The organism is Citrobacter sp. RHBSTW-00524 (assembly GCF_013747755.1).
GTDB lineage: Bacteria > Pseudomonadota > Gammaproteobacteria > Enterobacterales > Enterobacteriaceae > Citrobacter > Citrobacter braakii.
In genome coordinates, this window is the sequence record NZ_CP056421.1 from 2,260,827 (window position 1) to 2,281,284 (window position 20,458).

17 protein-coding genes are annotated in these 20,458 nt (G+C 54.6%); 5 read left to right on the plus strand and 12 right to left on the minus strand.

Annotated elements, in window-relative coordinates; translation table 11 throughout:
• Nucleotides 1-122: 122 nt before the first annotated feature.
• Nucleotides 123-842: a fatty acid metabolism transcriptional regulator FadR gene (gene fadR, locus HV229_RS10875; RefSeq protein ID WP_016153370.1), complete on the plus strand. Its 720-nt coding sequence runs from the start codon at nucleotides 123-125 to the stop codon at nucleotides 840-842.
• Nucleotides 843-917: 75 nt separating this feature from the next.
• Here the strand turns inward: fadR and HV229_RS10880 are convergent, their stop codons facing one another.
• Nucleotides 918-2,450: a SpoVR family protein gene (locus tag HV229_RS10880; RefSeq protein ID WP_003833557.1), complete on the minus strand. Its 1,533-nt coding sequence runs from the start codon at nucleotides 2,448-2,450 to the stop codon at nucleotides 918-920.
• Nucleotides 2,451-2,772: 322 nt separating this feature from the next.
• Between HV229_RS10880 and HV229_RS10885 the strand changes: the two genes are divergently transcribed.
• On the plus strand, nucleotides 2,773-4,071 hold the full coding sequence (locus HV229_RS10885; RefSeq protein ID WP_181547545.1) for a D-amino acid dehydrogenase: 1,299 nt from the start codon (nucleotides 2,773-2,775) through the stop codon (nucleotides 4,069-4,071).
• A 12-nt stretch (nucleotides 4,072-4,083) separates the two neighbouring features.
• Nucleotides 4,084-5,154 (plus strand): catabolic alanine racemase DadX, encoded by a 1,071-nt coding sequence (dadX, locus tag HV229_RS10890; protein ID WP_103928301.1) that lies wholly within the window; start codon nucleotides 4,084-4,086, stop codon nucleotides 5,152-5,154.
• 107 nt (nucleotides 5,155-5,261) lie between these two features.
• Here the strand turns inward: dadX and HV229_RS10895 are convergent, their stop codons facing one another.
• Entirely contained in the window at nucleotides 5,262-7,001 is a 1,740-nt protein-coding gene (locus HV229_RS10895) for a potassium/proton antiporter (RefSeq protein WP_016153367.1), read from the minus strand.
• A gap of 97 nt (nucleotides 7,002-7,098) precedes the next feature.
• Nucleotides 7,099-8,013, minus strand: coding sequence for a muramoyltetrapeptide carboxypeptidase (ldcA, locus tag HV229_RS10900; RefSeq protein ID WP_155574672.1), 915 nt, complete (start codon nucleotides 8,011-8,013; stop codon nucleotides 7,099-7,101).
• 98 nt (nucleotides 8,014-8,111) lie between these two features.
• Here ldcA and emtA point away from each other — a divergent pair, with 98 nt between their 5' ends.
• The gene (gene emtA, locus HV229_RS10905; protein ID WP_016153365.1) at nucleotides 8,112-8,723 is read left to right on the plus strand and encodes a membrane-bound lytic murein transglycosylase EmtA; all 612 of its coding nucleotides are present in this window, start codon (nucleotides 8,112-8,114) and stop codon (nucleotides 8,721-8,723) included.
• Nucleotides 8,724-8,734: 11 nt separating this feature from the next.
• Here the strand turns inward: emtA and ycgR are convergent, their stop codons facing one another.
• The gene (gene ycgR, locus HV229_RS10910; RefSeq protein ID WP_049043144.1) at nucleotides 8,735-9,469 is read right to left on the minus strand and encodes a flagellar brake protein YcgR; all 735 of its coding nucleotides are present in this window, start codon (nucleotides 9,467-9,469) and stop codon (nucleotides 8,735-8,737) included.
• 200 nt (nucleotides 9,470-9,669) lie between these two features.
• On the opposite strand from ycgR, the gene HV229_RS10915 reads away from it, so the two are divergent.
• Entirely contained in the window at nucleotides 9,670-9,924 is a 255-nt protein-coding gene (locus HV229_RS10915; RefSeq protein WP_016153363.1) for a GlsB/YeaQ/YmgE family stress response membrane protein, read from the plus strand.
• Nucleotides 9,925-10,491: 567 nt separating this feature from the next.
• Here the strand turns inward: HV229_RS10915 and HV229_RS10920 are convergent.
• From HV229_RS10920 to dhaM, 8 genes are all read right to left on the minus strand, one after another.
• Nucleotides 10,492-12,462: a TonB-dependent receptor gene (locus HV229_RS10920; RefSeq protein ID WP_181547547.1), complete on the minus strand. Its 1,971-nt coding sequence runs from the start codon at nucleotides 12,460-12,462 to the stop codon at nucleotides 10,492-10,494.
• Nucleotides 12,463-12,485: 23 nt separating this feature from the next.
• The gene (gene modD / locus HV229_RS10925; protein ID WP_016153361.1) at nucleotides 12,486-13,343 is read right to left on the minus strand and encodes a ModD protein; all 858 of its coding nucleotides are present in this window, start codon (nucleotides 13,341-13,343) and stop codon (nucleotides 12,486-12,488) included.
• Nucleotides 13,340-14,152: a class I SAM-dependent methyltransferase gene (locus tag HV229_RS10930; RefSeq protein WP_016153360.1), complete on the minus strand. Its 813-nt coding sequence runs from the start codon at nucleotides 14,150-14,152 to the stop codon at nucleotides 13,340-13,342. The genes modD and HV229_RS10930 overlap by 4 nt, the downstream gene beginning before the upstream one ends.
• Nucleotides 14,153-14,161: 9 nt before the next feature.
• The gene (locus tag HV229_RS10935) at nucleotides 14,162-14,923 is read right to left on the minus strand and encodes an ABC transporter ATP-binding protein (protein WP_131346189.1); all 762 of its coding nucleotides are present in this window, start codon (nucleotides 14,921-14,923) and stop codon (nucleotides 14,162-14,164) included.
• On the minus strand, nucleotides 14,920-15,906 hold the full coding sequence (locus tag HV229_RS10940; protein WP_075848680.1) for an iron ABC transporter permease: 987 nt from the start codon (nucleotides 15,904-15,906) through the stop codon (nucleotides 14,920-14,922). Before HV229_RS10940 ends, HV229_RS10935 begins: the two co-directional genes overlap by 4 nt.
• Nucleotides 15,906-16,928, minus strand: a complete 1,023-nt coding sequence (locus HV229_RS10945; protein WP_181547549.1) for an ABC transporter substrate-binding protein — start codon at nucleotides 16,926-16,928, stop codon at nucleotides 15,906-15,908. The genes HV229_RS10940 and HV229_RS10945 overlap by 1 nt, the downstream gene beginning before the upstream one ends.
• 208 nt (nucleotides 16,929-17,136) lie before the next feature.
• Nucleotides 17,137-18,849 carry an alpha,alpha-trehalase gene (locus HV229_RS10950; RefSeq protein ID WP_181547551.1) on the minus strand — a complete coding sequence of 571 codons (1,713 nt, stop codon included), beginning with the start codon at nucleotides 18,847-18,849 and terminating at the stop codon, nucleotides 17,137-17,139.
• Nucleotides 18,850-19,020: 171 nt separating this feature from the next.
• A complete protein-coding gene (gene dhaM, locus HV229_RS10955) occupies nucleotides 19,021-20,451 on the minus strand; it encodes a dihydroxyacetone kinase phosphoryl donor subunit DhaM (protein ID WP_181547553.1) in 1,431 nt (476 codons plus the stop codon).
• Nucleotides 20,452-20,458: the final 7 nt, after the last annotated feature.

The following is a 20,458-nucleotide window of genomic DNA, read 5'->3' on the forward strand; positions in this document are numbered from 1 at the left end:
TCAGCGTAATCTGGAAAATGAAGCCTTGATCCACTTTTTCTTCATTGCGTCAGCTATCAGCCATGTAGCCCGTCTGGTATGATAACTGTAACTATGTTTTGCTGTGTAATGGAATTATCACTATGGTCATTAAGGCGCAAAGCCCGGCTGGGTTCGCGGAAGAGTACATCATTGAAAGTATCTGGAATAACCGCTTCCCACCTGGCACTATTTTGCCTGCTGAACGTGAACTCTCTGAACTGATTGGAGTGACACGTACCACGTTACGCGAGGTATTACAGCGTCTGGCGCGGGACGGCTGGTTGACCATTCAACACGGCAAGCCGACGAAGGTGAATAACTTCTGGGAAACCTCCGGGCTAAATATCCTTGAAACGCTGGCGCGTCTCGATCACGAGAGCGTGCCGCAGCTTATTGATAATCTGCTGTCCGTGCGTACCAACATCTCGACGATCTTTGTTCGTACCGCGTTTCGCCAGCATCCTGATAAAGCGCAGGAGGTTCTGGCAACGGCAAATCAGGTGGCCGACCATGCTGATGCGTTCGCCGATCTGGACTATAACATTTTCCGCGGTCTGGCATTTGCCTCTGGCAATCCGATTTACGGTTTGATCCTCAATGGAATGAAGGGATTATATACCCGCATTGGCCGCCATTATTTCGCCAATCCGGAAGCCCGCGCGCTGGCGCTGAGCTTTTACCGTAAGCTGTCAGAACTTTGTGATCAGGGTGCTCATGAGCAGGTATATGAAACGGTGCGTCGCTATGGTCACGACAGCGGCGAGATTTGGCATCGTATGCAGAAAAACCTGCCGGGCGATTTAGCTATTCAGGGGCGCTAATCGCACCTTATCCGGCCTACGAAATGCGTTGTAGGCCGGATAAGACGTTTTCGCGTCGCCATCCGGCAATAAGATTTACAGACCGTTCATCCTCGGCGGGCAACGCTCCAGCAGTTCCACACTGCCGTCTTCATTCTGCTGCTCCAGCATTACGTCAAAACCCCAGAGCCGGTGCACATGCTTGAGCACCTCTTTGCGTCCTTTATCCAGCGGAGCGCGATTATGCGGAATATAGCGCAAGGTGAGCGAGCGGTCGCCGCGCAGATCGACATTCCAGATTTGAATATTCGGCTCAAGGTTGCTCAGGTTATATTGCGACGACAGCCTGTTGCGGATCTCACGATATCCTTCCTCGTTGTGAATCGCGGAAATCTCCAGATAATTATGACGATCGTCATCCAGCACGGTGAACAGGCGGAAATCACGCATAACCTTCGGTGACAGAAACTGGCTGATAAAGCTCTCATCTTTGAAATCGCGCATCGCGAAATGCAGGGTTTCCAGCCAGTCAGAACCCGCTATATCCGGGAACCAGTATTTGTCCTCTTCGGTAGGCGACTGACAAATTCGTTTAATATCCTGGAACATGGCAAAACCCAGAGCATAGGGATTTATCCCGCTATACCACGGGCTGTTGTACGGCGGCTGGAATACCACGTTGGTATGGCTATGTAAAAACTCCAGCATAAACCGTTCGGTGACTTTACCTTCGTCATAAAGGTGATTAAGGATGGTGTAATGCCAGAAAGTGGCCCACCCTTCGTTCATCACCTGGGTCTGTTTCTGCGGATAAAAATACTGGCTGACCTTGCGCACAATGCGCAGCACTTCGCGTTGCCAGGATTCCAGCAGCGGGGCGTTCTTCTCCATGAAGTACAGAAGGTTCTCCTGCGGTTCAGAAGGATAACGTCGGGCTTCCGCAACGGTTTTCTCTTCCTCTTTCTTCGGCAGCGTACGCCACAACATATTGACCTGGCTTTGCAGATACTCTTCACGGCTTTTCTGTCGGGCTTTCTCTTCCTGTAGGGAGATTTTTTGCGGGCGTTTGTAACGATCCACGCCGTAGTTCATCAGCGCGTGACAGGAGTCGAGGAGCTTTTCGACTTCATCCACGCCGTAACGCTCTTCACACTGGGTAATATAGTTTCGCGCGAAGATCAGGTAATCAACGATGGAGCTGGCATCCGTCCAGCTACGGAACAAATAGTTGTTTTTAAAGAAGGAGTTATGTCCGTAGCAGGCATGCGCCATCACCAACGCCTGCATGGTGATGGTGTTCTCCTCCATCAGATACGCGATACACGGATTGGAGTTGATAACAATCTCATAGGCCAGCCCCTGCTGACCATGTTTATACAAACGCTCGGTTTCAATAAATTTTTTACCAAACGACCAGTGAGGATAGTTGATTGGCATCCCGACGCTGGAGTAAGCGTCCATCATTTGTTCGGAGGTGATCACCTCGATTTGGTGCGGGTAGGTATCCAGTCTGTAGAGTTTCGCCACGCGGTCTATTTCCGCCAGATAGACATCCAGCAGATCAAACGTCCAGTCGGGTCCATCGCTTAACCGTGTGCTGTCCTTGTTCATGGAATCAATCGTAGCCATTCGCGCACCCTCATTGTTGGCGGCACTCTCTGTCTGGAGTACCTCATTTCAAGCATAGATCATGGTGTTAAAAAACGTGCTGCGGCTGAATTTTTTTCTTTGCGATTTCTTGTTAGCGAGGCGTCGAAAAACGGTATGGCCGCAAAATTTTATGCTGGATAAAAATAACGCACAGCAGGAGATACCAAAGCAGGGAGTTCCCCGCCATCACCGCCATATGTGAGATAAGTCACCATAAAAAAGCCATATGTTGAATAATATTTTCAACTGAGTTATCAAGATGTAATTAGATGATTGTTCTTTTACTGTTAACGGAGTGGCTATGCGAGTTGTCATACTGGGAAGTGGTGTCGTTGGCGTGACCAGCGCCTGGTACTTAAGTCAGGCTGGACACGAAGTCACCGTCATTGATCGTGAGCCCGGTCCGGCACTGGAAACCAGTGCGGCGAACGCGGGGCAAATCTCTCCAGGTTATGCAGCACCCTGGGCGGCGCCAGGCGTACCGCTTAAAGCAATTAAATGGATGTTTCAGCGCCATGCGCCGCTGGCCGTTCGCCTCGACGGAACGCAGTTCCAGTTGAAATGGATGTGGCAGATGCTACGCAACTGCGACACCAGCCATTACATGGAAAACAAGGGCCGGATGGTGCGACTGGCGGAATACAGCCGTGATTGCCTGAAAGCGCTACGCGCCTCTACCGGTATCGAGTACGAAGGACGCCAGGGCGGAACGTTGCAACTGTTCCGTACCGCTCAACAGTATGAGAACGCGACCCGCGACATCGCCGTCCTCGAAGACGCCGGCGTGCCGTATCAGCTCCTGGAAGCAAGCCGTCTGGCGGAAGTTGAACCGGCGCTGGCGGAAGTGGCACACAAGCTGACCGGCGGTCTGCGTTTACCGAATGACGAAACCGGTGACTGCCAGCTGTTTACCCAGCGTCTGGCGCTGATGGCGGAGCAGGCGGGTGTGAAATTTCGCTTTAATACTCCGGTCGATAAGCTGTTGAACGATGGTGAGCAGATTTATGGCGTTCAGTGTGGCGAGGAGATAATCAAAGCCGATGCCTATGTGATGGCATTCGGCTCGTACTCTACGGCGATGCTGAAGGGGATCGTTGATATTCCGGTCTATCCGCTCAAAGGCTATTCATTGACCATTCCGGTGGCGCAAGATGACGGCGCGCCGGTTTCAACGATCCTTGATGAAACCTACAAAATCGCCATTACCCGCTTTGATAACCGTATTCGCGTTGGCGGCATGGCGGAGATTGTCGGCTTCAATACGGAATTGCTGCAACCCCGTCGTGAGACGCTGGAGATGGTCGTTCGCGATCTCTTCCCACGCGGTGGGCATGTGGAGCAGGCAACCTTCTGGACCGGGCTGCGTCCGATGACGCCGGACGGTACGCCAGTGATCGGGCGAACGCGCTTTAAGAATCTACTGCTTAATACCGGCCACGGCACGCTGGGCTGGACCATGGCCTGCGGTTCGGGTCAGTTGCTGAGCGACATTCTGTCTGGCCGCACACCAGCCATTCCTTACGACGATCTGAGCGTGGCGCGTTACAGCCCGGGGTTTACCCCATCTCGTCCACGGCATTTACATGGCGCACATAACTGATAAGGACGTGAGATGACTCGCCCGATACTGGCCAGCATTGACCTGCAGGCGTTGAAACAAAACCTGACCATTACCCGCCAGGCTGCGCCGGACGCCCGCGTCTGGTCGGTGGTGAAAGCCAATGCCTACGGACACGGCATTGAACGTGTCTGGAATGCGCTGGGCACAACCGACGGTTTTGCCATGCTCAATCTTGAAGAAGCGATAACCCTGCGTGAGCGCGGGTGGAAAGGCCCGATACTCATGCTGGAGGGATTTTTCCACGCCGAAGACCTGGTGGTGTATGACAAATATCGTCTGACCACCTGTGTACACAGTAACTGGCAATTAAAAGCGCTGCAGAATGCTCGCCTCAACGCGCCGCTGGATGTTTACCTGAAGGTGAACAGCGGCATGAACCGACTGGGTTTTTTACCGGAAAGAGTATCAACGGTCTGGCAACAGCTGCGGGCAATGCCCAACGTCGGTGAAATGACGCTGATGTCCCACTTTGCAGATGCGGAGCACCCGGAAGGTATTCAGGAAGCTATGGCGCGGATTGCACAGGCGACAGAAGGGCTGGAGTGCAGACGGTCGCTGTCCAATTCGGCCGCCACACTGTGGCACCCTGAAGCACATTATGACTGGGTGCGCCCGGGCATTATTTTGTATGGCGCGTCACCTTCGGGACAGTGGCGGGACATCGCCAATACCGGCCTGAAACCGGTCATGACCCTGAGCAGCGAGATAATCGGCATACAGACGCTGAAAGCAGGAGACCGGGTGGGCTACGGGGGACGCTATACCGCTAGCGGCGAGCAGCGCATTGGCATTGTGGCAACCGGGTATGCAGACGGTTACCCGCGCCATGCGCCAAGCGGAACGCCGGTGCTGGTGGACGGCGTACGCACGACAACGGTGGGGACGGTCTCAATGGATATGCTGGCGGTAGATCTGACACCGTGTCCGCAGGCGGGGATCGGGACGCCGGTAGAGCTGTGGGGCAAAGAGATTAAAATTGACGATGTGGCCAGCGCCGCGGGTACGGTGGGCTACGAGTTGATGTGTTCTCTGGCGCTGCGCGTGCCGGTTGTGACGGTGTAAAGTATCTGAAGCCGGATGTCGACGCTGATGCGTTTCATCCGGCTACACCGTTTATGCGACGCAGAGCGCAAACCGGGCAAAGCGCTGCCGCCGCCCGGCAAAAAGCATCAACGCGCCTCATCCTCATCTTCAGCAACGCGAACACCGACCTTCAGCACCGCATTATCTTCTTTCTCAGCAACCGTCCAGATCATGCCAGCAAATTCGACCTGGTCACCGACGACCGGCGCGGCGCCAAGCAGATGCTGGACAATTTCACCCAGCGTTTGCTGTTTATCACGATACTCTGTGCCATCTTCCAGGCCATAAATCAGTGCCACATCGGCATATTTCGCGCTGGCCTCGAGAATAAAATCACCGAAGAAGCGCTGGTCTAACGACACCGGCGGCGACTGGCTGAACAGCTTGCCGAGAGCCGGGAGATCGCGCTCGCGGCCAATGACGCACAGAACATCGCCTTCACGCAGCCGCGTACTGCCGGATGGGTGAAACAGCACGTTGTCACGAAACAGGGCGGCAATTCGCGTCTCTTCCGGCATATGCAGGTCGCGCAGTGCGGCTCCTACACACCACTTATCCGCGCTGAGCTGATAAACAAACTGCTCCCAGGGGTTTTCCGGATGAATATCCAGACCAATGCGCGAAACGGGCCAGCCGACGGGAGGAACCACCACTTTGGCTTTTTTGGCGGCCCAGGAAAGCGACGTTCCCTGAAACAGTAGCGAGATCAGAACCACGAAGAACGCGACGTTAAAGAACAGGCGCGCATTCTCCAGACCCGCCATCATTGGGAACACGGCGAGGATGATGGGGACTGCACCGCGCAGGCCCACCCAACTGATGAAAATGCGCTCGCGCAGATTGAAGCCACGAAACGGCAGCAGTCCGGCGAAGACCGACAGCGGACGGGCAATGAATATCATCCATGCAGACAAAATCAGCGCAGGTATCGCGATAGGCAGCAGGTCGGACGGCGTAACCAGCAGTCCCAGCACCAGGAACATGGCGATTTGCGCCAGCCATGCCAGACCGTCGAAGTTTTGCAGAATGCCAAATCGGTTGCGGATGGGGCGATTACCCAGCAGGAAACCACACAGATAGACCGCCAGAATACCGCTGCCTTCCAGTGCAGTGGTCAGGGCAAAAATCAGGATCCCACCGCTTAAGGCCAGTAGCGGATAAAGCCCGGCAGGCAGTGAAATGCGGTTAATCATTTGCTGAAGCAGGTAGCCCCCACCGAGACCCAGTATGATCCCTAAGCCGAACTGCTGGATAATATGCACTGCAAACATCCAGCTTAAACCGGTCTCGTGATTTTGAATCATGGCGATAAGCGTGATGGTTAAAAACACCGCCATCGGGTCATTACTCCCGGATTCAATTTCCAGCGTAGAGCCAACACGCTCGTTAAGCCCCTTGCCGCCGAGCAGGGAAAAAACCGCCGCGGCATCTGTTGAACCGACAATCGCGCCAATCAGGAGTCCTTCGATAAGATCCAGATGAAACAGCCACGCGGCCATCATGCCGGTGAGTCCGGAGGTAATCAGCACCCCGACGGTCGCCAGCGACAGCGCCGGGCCTAACGCGACACGAAATGAGCTGGCCTGGGTGCGCATCCCGCCGTCGAGCAGGATAACCGCCAGCGCCAGGTTACTCACCATATAGGCGAAAGGGTAGTTATCGAAAGGAATACCGCCCACGCCGTCGACTCCCGCTAACATACCGATAGCGAGAAATATCACCAGAATAGGGATACCAAGACGTGATGAGAATGAACTGAGTAAGATACTGCAGGTGACGAGTACGGAACCCAAAATAAAAAGGCTAATTATTGCTGCGGCATCCAACGTTCGGTTACTCCTGAATTACGCTGTTTCGTATTTATAAACCCTAACATAATAACGACAGAAACAGCGTTTTACTTAGCCCTGTTAACCGCTTTTTTTACGATTTAAGTACCGGATGCCCACTTAAGGTGAGCTGAGCGCCGTTTTTATCATTTTTCAGTACCGCTTTGGCCCCCAACGGCAAGGTGACGGTGCGTTGTTCATGACCAAAATCGAGGCCGTCGATCACCGGAACCGATAACCTGGCGCGTAGAAAATCACAAACTGAGTCAAGACTGTAACCCGCGTCGTAATCATTAGGTGCGCTGCCGCTAAAACTGCCGAGGATAATGGCGTTTTGTCGGGCCAGTATTCCTGCGTGATACAGTTGCAGCAGCATGCGTTCAATGCGAAAAGGATGCTCGTTAATGTCTTCCAGCACCAAAATGCCGTTTTCGATAGCGGGCATCCACGGCGTGCCCATCAGAGAAATGAGCATCGCCAGATTTCCGCCCCATAGCGTACCTTCGGTCGCACATGCCGGACCGTTACCTTGCCACTCGAGGGTAAATTGGGCATTGCGAACAGCCTGCCAGAAATGGTGCTCGGTAAATGCGTTCATCTCCTCGGCGCCAAAGTTAGCCGCCAGCATCGGGCCGCTGAAGCTAATCACATTCCCCTGCGCCAGCAGACCACACTGGATCGCGGTAAAATCGCTGTGTCCGCACAGCAGCAGTGGGTTGTGTTGCTGACGGTTCGCCAGCGCCTGCCAGTCAATATCTGCCAGTAAACGGCTCGCGCCATAGCCGCCGCGTACTGCCATCACAATGGTATCGGGCGTGTTCAGATTTACGAGCGCGTTCACATCAGCAAGCCGTTCTGCTTCTGTACCCGCAAAACGCTGGCAGCGGCGCGCAATGACCGCTGAATTGTCGACCTGATGACCGGCCTCAGTAAGACGCGCCAGCCCGCGTAAGGCAGCCTGCTGGTTGATACAGTAGCCCGACGGGGCAATTAAGTGAAACCGGGACATGGCATTTCCTTGCTACAACTAAAACCAAATGTATATCATGCCGCGTAGGTATGTCGTTGTCACCTCAGCGACAGGTTCCGGCTATAAGGATAGATGACGTGAAATTGAGATGGTTTGCTTTTTTGGTTGTATTACTTGCGGGCTGTAGTTCAAAACAGGATTACAAAAATCCGCCGTGGAATGCTGAAGTTCCGGTTAAACGCGCAATGCAATGGATGCCGATCAGCGAAAAAGCCGGTGCGGCCTGGGGTGTCAGTCCACAATTGATTACCGCTATCATCGCCATTGAATCAGGTGGAAACCCGAATGCGGTCAGTAAGTCTAATGCGATTGGCCTGATGCAGTTAAAAGCCTCTACGTCAGGGCGTGATGTTTATCGTCGCATGGGGTGGAGTGGCGAGCCGTCAACCAGCGAGCTGAAAAATCCTGAGCGCAATATCTCGATGGGGGCCGCATACCTGAGCATTCTTGAGACCGGGCCGCTGGCCGGGATCGAAGATCCGCAGGTGATGCAATATGCGCTGGTGGTATCGTACGCCAACGGTGCGGGCGCGCTGCTGCGAACGTTCTCCTCCGACAGGAAAAAAGCCATTAATAAGATAAACGATCTCAGCCCGGATGAATTTATTGAACATGTTGCTGATAATCATCCGGCGCCGCAGGCTCCGCGCTATATCTGGAAGCTTCAACAAGCGCTGGATGTGATGTAATTCAGGTGATGCTAATCGCGCACCTTATTCGACTTTTCCCGGGCCTCGCGCTCGAGGGAAAAAATAATTCGCTGTAGGTTACGCTCCACCGCCGGGCCGACGTTGAGAAAACGAAAGCTCAGGCGGGGAGTGGTAATTGTTTCGTTTTTCCCGTCGATAACTTTGCGTTCGCTAATGGAAATTAGCTGGGCGTCAACCTGATACACTCCCCATTGCTCCATGTTCAGTTCAACCTGTGAAAAGCGCATGCCTTCTACCAGTCCCTCTGGTTTAGCCGTTTCTAACAGCCCGCCCATGCCGCCAAGAGACAAATCGAATAAGCGAAAACACAGCATGCTGTTATCCGGCATCTTTACCGTGCAGCGATAGGGGGGATGCAGCGGAGCACCGATACGAAAATATTCCCGACGCTGGACGAACCACAGAGATGGCGGCAATGATGAGATAAATGCGGGTAGCCGCTGGTATTCGCCTTTTTTCAGCTGTGGCAGGGTGAACTCCACTTTGGCTCCCTGCGTTTCGGCGATAATCGTAATTTGATTGGCCCGCTGCACGGCCTGGTTTTCATATTCCTGACTACCAAAATCCATGATCAGTTCGTCCGGGCTGACCGCCAGTATTTTGCTGATGAACTGGCCACCTGACCAGGAGATACGCAGCGGAACCTGCTGCGAATTTAAGTCCCGGAGTACGCCTAACACCGCTAACGGATTTTGCTTCAGGAACTGCTCATTGTAGTTACTCACACCTAATGACTCCTGGATGCCTGGTTTATCGTTGGATTATCGGCATCAATCAACGGAACTTAATACAAATGGATGAAATTTTTTACCAAACCCAATGAATTAAGTCTGAGGGAAAAAGCACGTAGCGATGGCTTGCCTATACTTAACGTGCTGGCGCAAGAATGTCTTGCGCGTGCGTTCACTGGAAAGAGGGCCTGGAAATGGGAATTATTACCTGGATTATTTTTGGTCTGATTGCGGGGGTTATCGCCAAACTGATTATGCCGGGGCGCGATGGCGGTGGATTTATCCTGACCTGCATTCTCGGTATTATCGGTGCTGTGGTCGGTGGATGGCTGGCTACGATGTTCGGTATCGGCGGCGATATCAGCGGGTTTAATCTCCACAGCTTCCTGGTGGCCGTGGTCGGCGCGATTGTTGTGCTGGGTGTCTTTCGGCTTGTACGACGAGATTAATAGAACGGCCCCTGACGGGGTAATGCTAGTCAGGTAACGATGAGTGGCCGTAGCGACAATGGAGAGTGGCACATTCGGAGGTAACGAATCTGTTGCCTCCGGTGTATTGCTACGTTCACCTCAGTGGCATCACTTCTCTGAGGCAATACGATCTGTGAACGTGTTAAGGGTACTATCGCCGTACCCTTAACAATCCCGGCTCCCGGCGGGAAAATTGCCGCTCCGCGGTCCCCTCCGTTTATTCCTCCAGGCTACCGGGCCGGGCGCGAGGTAGCCTCCCTGCAAAACGCGCCCTGAACCCGCATCCCTGCGGGTTCTCCCGGCCTTACGGAAACACGTCGGCAATTTTCAGCCGGACCAGCCCACACCTGACCCCCTGCGTTTTTTATCTGAACAGCAAAACAGAGTTCACTGGAAGTCAGTGCACCGTGCACGTTCACGGGTATCAGCGCTTCAGAAAAGTGATACTACTGAGGTGAACGGAACCCTGAGCCGAAATCACATGTTCTCCATAATGCTTAACTGACTTGTATATTCGAATTGGGGCCGTTTTTCTGCATTGTTAAGTCAGAACTGATACTCAATGCCCGCCCAGTAATTACGCCCCTCTTCAATAAATCCTTCACTGTAAACGTACTGCGTATCGAACAGGTTATTGACCGAAGCGTTAACGCTAAACCCGTGGCCAATGGCGTAATCAGCGCGCAAATGGGTAATGGCGAAACCAGCGGCTTTCTGCGAGCCGTCGGTATTGCTATAGCTCGACGAACGGGCCTCTTCGGACAGCGTAATGCTGAGTGGCTCCCACGGTTTCAGCGTCATCCAGGCGGTCAGGGTTTGCGTCGGCAGATCGGTAATCTTACCGATATCGCTGCGTTTGGCGTCCGCATGAATAAGGCCGTAGCTCAGCCCGACGTCCAGCATATCAAAAACTTTACCTTTAACGCCTGCATCCAGGCCGGTGTAATCCACCCGACCACTGTTCTGATTCTGGATGGTATCGGCATCAATATTGTGCGAAAGAATCGCGTCGCTGATGCGGTTGTAATACACGCTGGCTTCGAATCCCCAGTTCTGGCTAAGTGAACCATTCCATGTCAGGTCCACGCTGCGGGCGCGCTCCGGTTTAAGCTGTGGATTGACCAGCGCCACCTGGTTATAGGCCGGTTTCGAGGTCGTGTAGCGTTCTTTTAACGTTGGGAAACGCGTTCTGTCAGAGTAAGACAGCGCTAATGTGTCTGAATTTTCAAAGTGGTATTTGGTCATCACCTGCCAGTTAAAGGCCGACTGATTGTTGTCATCGTAGTGCGTGACGCTGCCGTTTTTCTCGTGCTTCATACCTTCCAGACTGTCTCGCCAGTCATAGCTTATTCCCGCCACCACATCGACATTATCCGCCGCAGCCCACTGGAATTCACTGGCTACGGACCAGGTGCGGTCTTCGTAGCGGTCGTAAGCAGCATTCGGTGCGCCTTTCTCGCGGTGAACATCGTCCTTCCAGTTCACGGCGAAAGAGAGCAGATCGTTTTCTCGCATATCCGCAGCGAGCTGCAGGCCAGCCCCATCGCTATAGTCCGAATAATGGCTGTAGCTGCCTTTCTTATTTTTCAGATCGGCCAGCGAGTTGTACATCATCAACGTATTTTCAAAGGTGTCGCGATACAGACGGCTTTTCAGGGTAAAACGGTCGCCCAGATGCGTGGTTCCCTGATAGTAATAGCTCTCTTTATCGTATTGTGGCCATTGCCAATAGCGTGATTTCTGGCTGCTGGTTCCGGCGTACGGTGGATTATCTTTTTCACCGTCCTGATTTATATAAGTCAGCACATATTCATCATCTCCACGAGGGGTAAAGCCCAGCTTCACGATGCCACGCTTGTCATCAGCGGAAGAGTTGATCATCTTGCCGTGACTGCCTGCAACCGGGTTGTCCACGCCATGCGGTAACCCAAGAAAATCCTGCTTCAGCTGACTGCCGCTGAGCTGGATATAGCCGAGATCGTTACTGGCGCCAAATGAAGCGTGCATATCGTGGGCGTTGTCTTTGCTGCGACTCCAGCCCTGGCGATAGCCAATGCTGCCTTCAAGCGGTTTGGTCGGTTTTTTTGTAGTGATATTGATGGCACCGCCCATCTGGTTTGGCCCCTGCAACAGAGACGAGTAGCCTTTGGAGACTTCAACCGAAGCGATATCGGATGTCAGAAAACGGCCTAAATCGAGGTTGCCGTCATAGGGGATGTACACCGGCACGCCGTCAAAAAAGACGGGAACCTGACGGCTGTCAAACCCGCGCACTTTTACCTGTTGCTCGTTGCGGTTGCCTGACTTTTGCAGCACGACGCCAGGGACGACGCTCAGCGCCTGCGCCACGTTCTGTTTATCCAGCTGTTGTATCGTTTCCTGGCCGAGAACCGTGGTGGTGGCCGCGGAGACTGGACTAGACCAGACGGTCATGGTTTCGCTTTCCTGCCCAGCAAAAGCACTGTGCGCGAAAGCAAACGACAGGGCTGTGTAAAGACAACTTTTGTTGAAATTCATTATTTTTAGTCCATTTTTTGATGTTATAGGCCACGTGCGTCCGGGCTCAGGCTCACTTTGATATCCGCAGGTGGAGCGTAGTAAGGCGCGGAAGTGATAAAAAGTCTGATACCGCAGTCGAGATAACCCGCCAGCGAGGCGAGGGTAATGCCGCCGGTCAGCGCCAGCGTGCAATGGGGGGCCAGAGCAGGGGCCTGACGGGCAATTTCTGCCGCTTGCTCGGGGGTAAATTTGTCGAGTTGTAGGACATCAGGGGCGGCGCGTAGGGCGGCCAATGCCTCATCTGGCGTATCCGCTTCGACCACGATCTTTTTTTCTGGCGCATGGCTGCGTAAGCGAGCAATCGCGCCTGTCCAGTCGTTTGGGTTGGTAAGAAAACGGCGGTGATTAGCAAACAGCAGTACCGTTTCGGCGCATCCTCCCCGATGGATAATGCCCCCGGCGGCAAGTATTGCCTGAGTCGCCAGTAAACGCGTACCGGGAATGGCTTTGCGGGTGCAGGCAATCTGCCCATCGGGATAGCGTTGATGCAGCATGCTCAGCATCTCGACGAGATAACCCGATACGCCGCAGCTCCACTCCAGAACATTTTGTACCGCTTTCCAGCCCTGGTGCAGCGCCGCCGCTGGTCCGTGTGCGCGAATTAGTCGCTGTCCGGCGTTCGCCCGTTCGCCATCAGACAAAATATCGGTGACGGTTAATCCCAATGACGTCAGCATTTGTCTGGCAACAGCGGTACCGCTAACGCATCCGCCCTGGCGATGGCTAAACTCGATGACGCCTGGCTGGGCGCCGATACCCAGCGCGCGGGTGGTCAGATCGCCGCCCTGAATATCTTCCAGCAGCAGCGCGTCAGTTTGCGCCTGCGAAAAGTAGATCATCGCAGCGCCTCCCGCGGGATGCTGTCCCACCAGATAAGCGCCCAGTCACGGCTGGCGGGGGCAATAGCGTGTGGATCCTGCTGTTGATACCAGTTTTCCAGACGTTCGACCTCGTCGGTGCTCAGTTCACCCATACTCCAGCGCACGTTTTCCAGAAAACGCGTCCAGGTGCTGTTGTCCTGCTGACAGTTGGGACCGCGGATAAAATCAACGTGTGCGTGGATCCCCATCTGATACAGAACATTAAGCGCATAGATATAGTTGGGCAGTTCAATCACTTCGCGGCCCAGTGCGCGCTGAATGGTGGGAGAAACGAAAGATGAACTGACGAGGTGGGTGGTATAAACCCGCAGTCGGGCCTGATTATTCAGCTTGCTCATTGCCTGGCGCATATCGGCAACCAGCGTGGAGCGCGAGGCGACGGCGATATCGCACTGGGGTAAATCATCCCAGTGCTCTTCCCAGGCTCGTTGCACCCATTGTACGTGACGGGCGTTCATTTGTGCGGCGCGGCGGGCAGCTACGCTCAGCATTCCCTGGCTGTAATCTACGCCGTAAATTATTGGCATTTTTTTAGCCAGCGCCAGCGAGACTGTACCGGGGCCGCAACCCATATCAAACAGCGACTCTGCACCTTGCAGGTCGATTTTACCCAGCAGTTGCAGCAGATAGCTGTCGGTTAATGAAGCGCAACTCTCCGCCATTTTTTCCGCACGTTTGTCCCAGTGCTCCGGCTTTTTCTCGGTTCTGTTCGCCAGCTGTAATTGCTTACGGTAAAGATCGGCAAAATCAATGTCGTCAATGAGCATGAATATTCCTTAATTGAGTGAACCATAAAGATGGTGGGTAATTTGTGACGGTGTAACGCGATATAGCGCGGCCAGGCGGTCGGCGGCGAGCTGATGTTCAGGCAGCCCCTGCGACACCTCGCCGTTTGGTTCAACCCGTACCACGCTGTCGGCGATTGCCCGGGCGTGCAACGGATGATGGGTCGACATCAGCAGGGCCATACCGGAATTTTTCAGCGTCACCAGCGTGTCGAGCAGACGGATTTGATGCCCAAAATCAAGGCTGGATGCGGGTTCATCCAGCAATAAAAGACGCGGGCGTTGCGCCAGCGCGCGAGCGATCAACACCAGTTGCCGTTCGCCGCCGCTCAGGGTGTTCCAGCGTCGAAGTGCCAGGTGAGAAATCTCCAGCATTGCCAGTTGCTGATGCGCAATTTCACGCTCTTTAGCGCCGGGAACCGCAAATGCCGCCAGTTGCGGGGCCAGTCCCATCATCACCATGTCCAGCGCAGTGAAGGCAAACGCGCCGTCGTGCGCCTGAGGAACCCAGGCGATGGCTGCGGCGCGTTCCCGATCGCTGAGATGATTCACCGCGACGCCATCAAGCAGAATGTCACCGTGAAGCGGCGGAAGAACGCCGAGAATGGTGCGCATCAGGGTGGTTTTACCGCTGCCGTTAGCACCAATCAGACAACAGACAGAACCGGGCGAAACCTGAAAGGAGATATCGCGTAACACGGGTTGTTTACTGTGGTATCCCAGCGACGCGTGGCGCACGAGTAATAGCGTCATGGGCGGTTTCCCCGCAGCAAAAGCAGCAAAAAGAACGGTGCGCCAATAAATGCAGTCAGGATCCCCAGCGGGATTTCCGTGCGGCTCAGCGTGCGGGCGAGGGTGTCGGTGAGCAGGAGTAAAATGGCACCGATCCCCATGGACACCGGCAGTAACTGCTGGTGGTTATTCCCGCTGAGGAGTCTGCCGATGTGCGGCACCACCAGTCCAATCCAGCCGATAATGCCGGCAATGGCGACGGTACAGGCGGTGACTAACGTTGCGCAGACGATCAGTCCCAGCCGCAGTCGGGAGACGTTGATCCCAAGCGATCGGGCTTCATCATCCGACAGGGTGAGCAGGTTCATGCGCCAGCGCAGCAGCAATAACGGGACCAGTCCAGCAAGGATCAGCGGTGCTGAGAACCACAGATCGTGCAGAGTAATTGTCGATAAACCGCCGAGCAGCCAGAAGGTGATCGACGGGAGTTGGGTATACGGGTCGGCCAGCGTTTTGATGAGCGAAATTCCCGCGCCGCAGACCGTACCCAGCGCAATCCCGACCAGCACCAGCGTTAACACTGGATCGTGACGCTTGACTCGCCGGGTGATCAGCCAGACACCGGCGACTACTAACAAACCGCCAGTGAACGCATACAGCTGAATAAACAGGATTGGTAGCCCCAGCAGGATTGCCGTACAGGCGCCCAAACCGGCACCGGCCGCCACGCCGAGGATATCCGGCGAAACCAGTGGGTTACGGAACATTCCCTGATAAGTGGTTCCTGCGCCAGCCAGCGCTGCGCCGAGTAACAATGCAGCCAGAATGCGTGGCAGTCGGATTTGCCAGAAGACGATTTTGTCCTGCATCGGGACGCTATCCCTGCCTGCAATAAGATCCACGACCTGTTGTGCATCGAGGCGATAAGCACCCGACACCGCGGCGATGCTCGCGCAAAGCACCACCGTCGTAATCATCAGAAAACCGAGGGTAGATGTTTTCATCAGACGCTCACCAGTTGTTGATACTGTGCGTCGCTTAACGTGGTGTGCCAGAACAGTTCACTGTAGCGCTGCATATCGGTTTTAAAGCCCGCTTCAACCTGTGGATCAAGCCAGGCATGCAGACGGCGTAACCCCAGCAAGCGATTGATGCCGGGAGGCGCGTCCAGCCAGCCAAACGGCAGGCCGCTGAGAAACAGAATGCGCCGATCGGCAACCGCTTTGACTCCTTGCCAGACGGGATCTTCTCGCAGGTACTGTGCCGTAATGGCATCCTGTACCAGAATAATATCGGGCTGCCAGCTCAACAGGTTTTCCATTGAAACCTGCGCCAGCCCGTGCCGCCCAGGAATTTGCGCCACATTGTGTAATCCCAGTAGTTCTGCCGCTTCGGTATGCAATGAACCTTGTAATCCAGTTTCAAGTCCGCGGGCGCCGCGCGCGGCATAAAAACACAGCTTTGCTGCGGGAGAGTGTGAAAACGCGAGGGCTTCATCAATAAAACGCTGGGCCAGTTTGGCCTCAGTCCTGGCCCGTGTTGCGACTCCCAGCGCTTCACCTGCCGCGAGTAGCTGTTGCGGGCTGAGCCGGAGTTCGCCATTAATCAGCAGCCAGGGAATTTGCGTTTGCGCATTCACTTGTCTGGCCTGAGAAAGCCAGGTTTCATCGGCATTGCCGCAGTCAATCACCAGGTCGGGTTTAAGCGCCAGTAGCGCTTCAAGCGAGAGTGTGCTGGCGCGCCCCGCCAGCTTGCCCAGTTTCGGTAAAGCCCGAATGTCTTCGTGAAACGGGATGGCGGTCTGATGAGAAAAATCAAAGGATGAAAAACCAACCAGTTTTTCCGGCGCGACGGCCAGCAGCAGCATGTCGGCGGGTGCGCCTGCGCTGACCACGCGTTGGGTCGCCTCTGGCGCTGGGTGGCCTCCAACGGCAACGGTTAGCGGCGTTTGAGCCAAGGCGGGAAGATGGCGTAGCAGCAGTGCAGATGCCACAAGCTGGGCAAACATCCGTCTTGTCAGTGGCATAATTGTTATCCTGAAGGTGATAAAATCGCTATATATTTACATATACAGCGAATAAAAACATGTTCAGAATCAATTTCTCACGGATGAAAACCCGGAATACCCCATAAGGGCTAGATGGCGTAGAGACAACAGGAATGGCGGAATAGAAGCCAGAAAAAATCCGCGACGCAGCGCGGATTCGGGGAGTAAAACGCTTCAGGTAACGGCGTTAAGACGTCGGCTGAGCCTGTTTTTTAGGCTCGACTGGCGTGGTACTTGCCGGGGCCGGGCGCGATGCGGGCACGCTGTCACAGGGCTTTTCTTTGGCACAGATCAGGTCGAGCATTTTAAGCGTTACGCCGTTGGTCCAGCCAAAACCATCCTGCAACGGATATTCGCCGCCGCCTCCGCCAGTGCCTGTGCTGCTCACGTCATACTTTTCAACCAGCTTTTTCTCACGATCGTAGGTGTGCTGCACGTTGGTGAGGAATCGCCAGGTCACGTCCATGGCGACGTTATCCTGACCGTAATTCTGTAATCCCGATGCGGCGACCCACTGGAGCGGTGCCCAGCCGTTGGGAGCATCCCACTGCTGGCCGCTTTTCACCGACGTGGTGGCCAGGCCGCCGGGTTGCAGCAAATGCGCCTGGGTTGCCGCGGCCACTTTACTGGCGCGATCTTTTGCTGCTGCATTGACATACAACGGGAACAAGGCGGCGGCCGTGAGTTGGTTACGTACTTTGTGGCTCTTCAGATCGTAATCGGCATACCAGCCTTCTTTGTCGTTCCACAGGTGCTTTTCGATCCCTTTTTGTCGGGCATTTGCGAAGCCTTCATATTGTGCAGCTTTGGCATTATCCCCGGCGGCCTTGCTGGCGAGGGCGATCATCTTTTCCATTTTGTACATCAACGCATTGAGATCGACCGGAACGATGCTGGTGGTGCGCAGGGTGCCTAGTTGATTGGGGTTATCCATCCAGCGGGAACTAAAGTCCCAACCCGACGCGGCGGCAGAACGCAGGTCGCGGTAGATTTCTGTGGCCGGTCGGTTCGGATTGCTTTTCGCTGTGGCGATATCCTCCACCCAGGACTCTGGCCGCGGCGTATCGCGGTCATCCCAGTAGCGATTCAAAATGGTGCCGTCATCCAGTTTAACCACGCGCTTATTCTGCTGACCGGGCTGGAGCGTTTCGACGCCTTCCATCCAGTAGGTGTATTCTTTGAGCATCTGCGGGAGATATTTTTTCAGCGCGTCATCCCCGTCATGCTGCGCCAGCAGTTCCACCATAAAGGCAAAGAATGGCGGTTGAGAACGGCTCAGATAGTAGGTGCGGTTGCCGTTAGGAATGTGTCCCCAGGAATCAATCTCGTAAGCGAAGTTTGCCACCATGTCGGAGACCTTATCCCAGTGATTGCTCTCGGCAAGCCCCAGCATGGTGAAATAGCTGTCCCAATAATATATTTCGCGAAAACGCCCGCCAGGCACGACATACGGCTCCGGGAGCGGCAGCAGAGAGTCCCATTTTTCAGCGTCGGTTGTCGAACGGGTGAGTACCGGCCACAGTCCGTCAATATGCTCGCGCAGCGATTGCCCGGCAGGGGGGACGTATTTCTCGCCGGCTTTCGGCAAGGTGAAATTCACTTTCACAAAATGACGTAGGTCGAATCCGGACTGATTTTTCTGCATCCGGTAATCGGCAAGGATCATTAATGGATCGCTGTTAGGAACGGCGTCAGCAAAGGTTTTCTGGTCAGGAAACAGTTTGGCCGTTTGTACATCGTTAAACAGTGGGCCAAGCAAAATATCAGGCGGCTGAGGCGTTGCGGTTGGCGCGTCCTCGGCGTTGACGGCAAAAGAGGAAAGGGCAAAAAAGGTGCTTGCGAGCGTCAGTTTTATTGCAACAGAGAGCAGGCCTGGATGGCGAGTTGCAGGCGTTATCATCGGTTAATCTCCTTAGGGTGTGCCGAAGCAGCGGCATTTACCATGAGAAAACCTTAGTTCAGGATCGACCGTTGCGCGTGATCGACGCCCCATTTTGCGAATAAACAGACATTTCCCGACGCGAATCGAAAAGATGCACACCCTTTGTCGGGAAAGGGCGTGCAACCGACATCAGCCCGCGCGGGTTATCCGCTGGGCCACGCTGTCAAGGGTCAGGGTATCACCCATCGTGATACTCTCGATGGCCTCGCCTTGCTGACACAACCAACATAACCCCATTGCACGGGCGATAATCGCCGGGTGAGACGCTTCGCTCCCGTCTCGCAGGCAGATGCCTTTGATGGTCTTCGGATCGAGTTGCAGCACCGTAGAAGGATAGATGACCTCCGCGACCAAAATAGTGGGGCGGATGAATGCGGGAATTTGTGCAGTCTCTCCCGTCAAATACTGCAGTGAACGAGACAACAAATCTTCAATATCGATGTATCGCGCCTGCAGGTAAGGATCGTCGAGCTGTAAATACTGCTGGCTGAGATCGCTCAGCACCTGATGCCAGACCCAGGCCGCGCTGCACTGCGTTTCACGCATTAGATCGCAGGCCATATCGAACAGATCCGGATCGTCCAACAGCGTGTGGTGACCGGAGAAAATAGCGGCGATATCTGCGGAATATCTCTCTTCTGCAAGCGCGGTTAGCTCGCTTAAGTCGTTCAGCGTGCTTTGGATAGCGACCCGTAACCGTTGCTGCTCAATCTGGAGTGAGGCTACAGGCTGCTGGCTTACCTGTGGTGAGAACGGTGTGTAACAGAATGCTGTCCCCGTGACCTGTGAGGGAACCTTCGTCACCACGGTATCAGCATGCGCGGGCTCGAGTGATTCACCAAAATTCTCAGCCGCCAGCTGTTTGAATGCGGCCAGCGCATCCTCTGCCTGTTCGCCCTTGGCAATCAGGCGCAGCGTGTCGTTACAGCGTACCTGCAGCAGGGCAATCTGATTCAGGCTATCAGGGACGACGCACTTGCCATTTTTCTCCAGCCACATATCGGCGTTAAAGCCAGACAGCGCGGAAACCAGCCGTGAAGCCGGACGCACATGAATGCCGTTTGGGTTTTTCACCACAATGGCCACTGAATGAGCATCTGCATCGGGCGCGAATTCGGCGGATGTCGGCTTTGCTGCAGATGGCGAAGGTAAACCCAGTTGCTCACATTTGGCGTCGAGGGCGTTCATGGCATCACAGATGACCCGCTCGATGTCAGCACCTGCGGCAGCGCTAACCGTTGCGGCGAGCGTGCCTTCGACTAGCGGCGCGGCGCACAAACGTACTTTGGCGGCAATGGCCGGATCGAGCAGTTCCAGCGCGGTTTCCGCACTCAGTAGCGCACTACCGATATCCATCATCACCAGCACGTGATCCGTATCGGCCACGGACTCAATGGCTTCCATCACCTTGATAGGATCGGTGCCAATCGGATTCTCAGGATCGTCAATGCCTGCGGCAATAGCGATTTTGCAACCATCACCCATTAACATCTGCCGGGCTAGCGCGCCGACGCCTTCGCCCAACTGGGCGCTGTGAGAAACAATAACCAGGTTTACCATCGCTTTA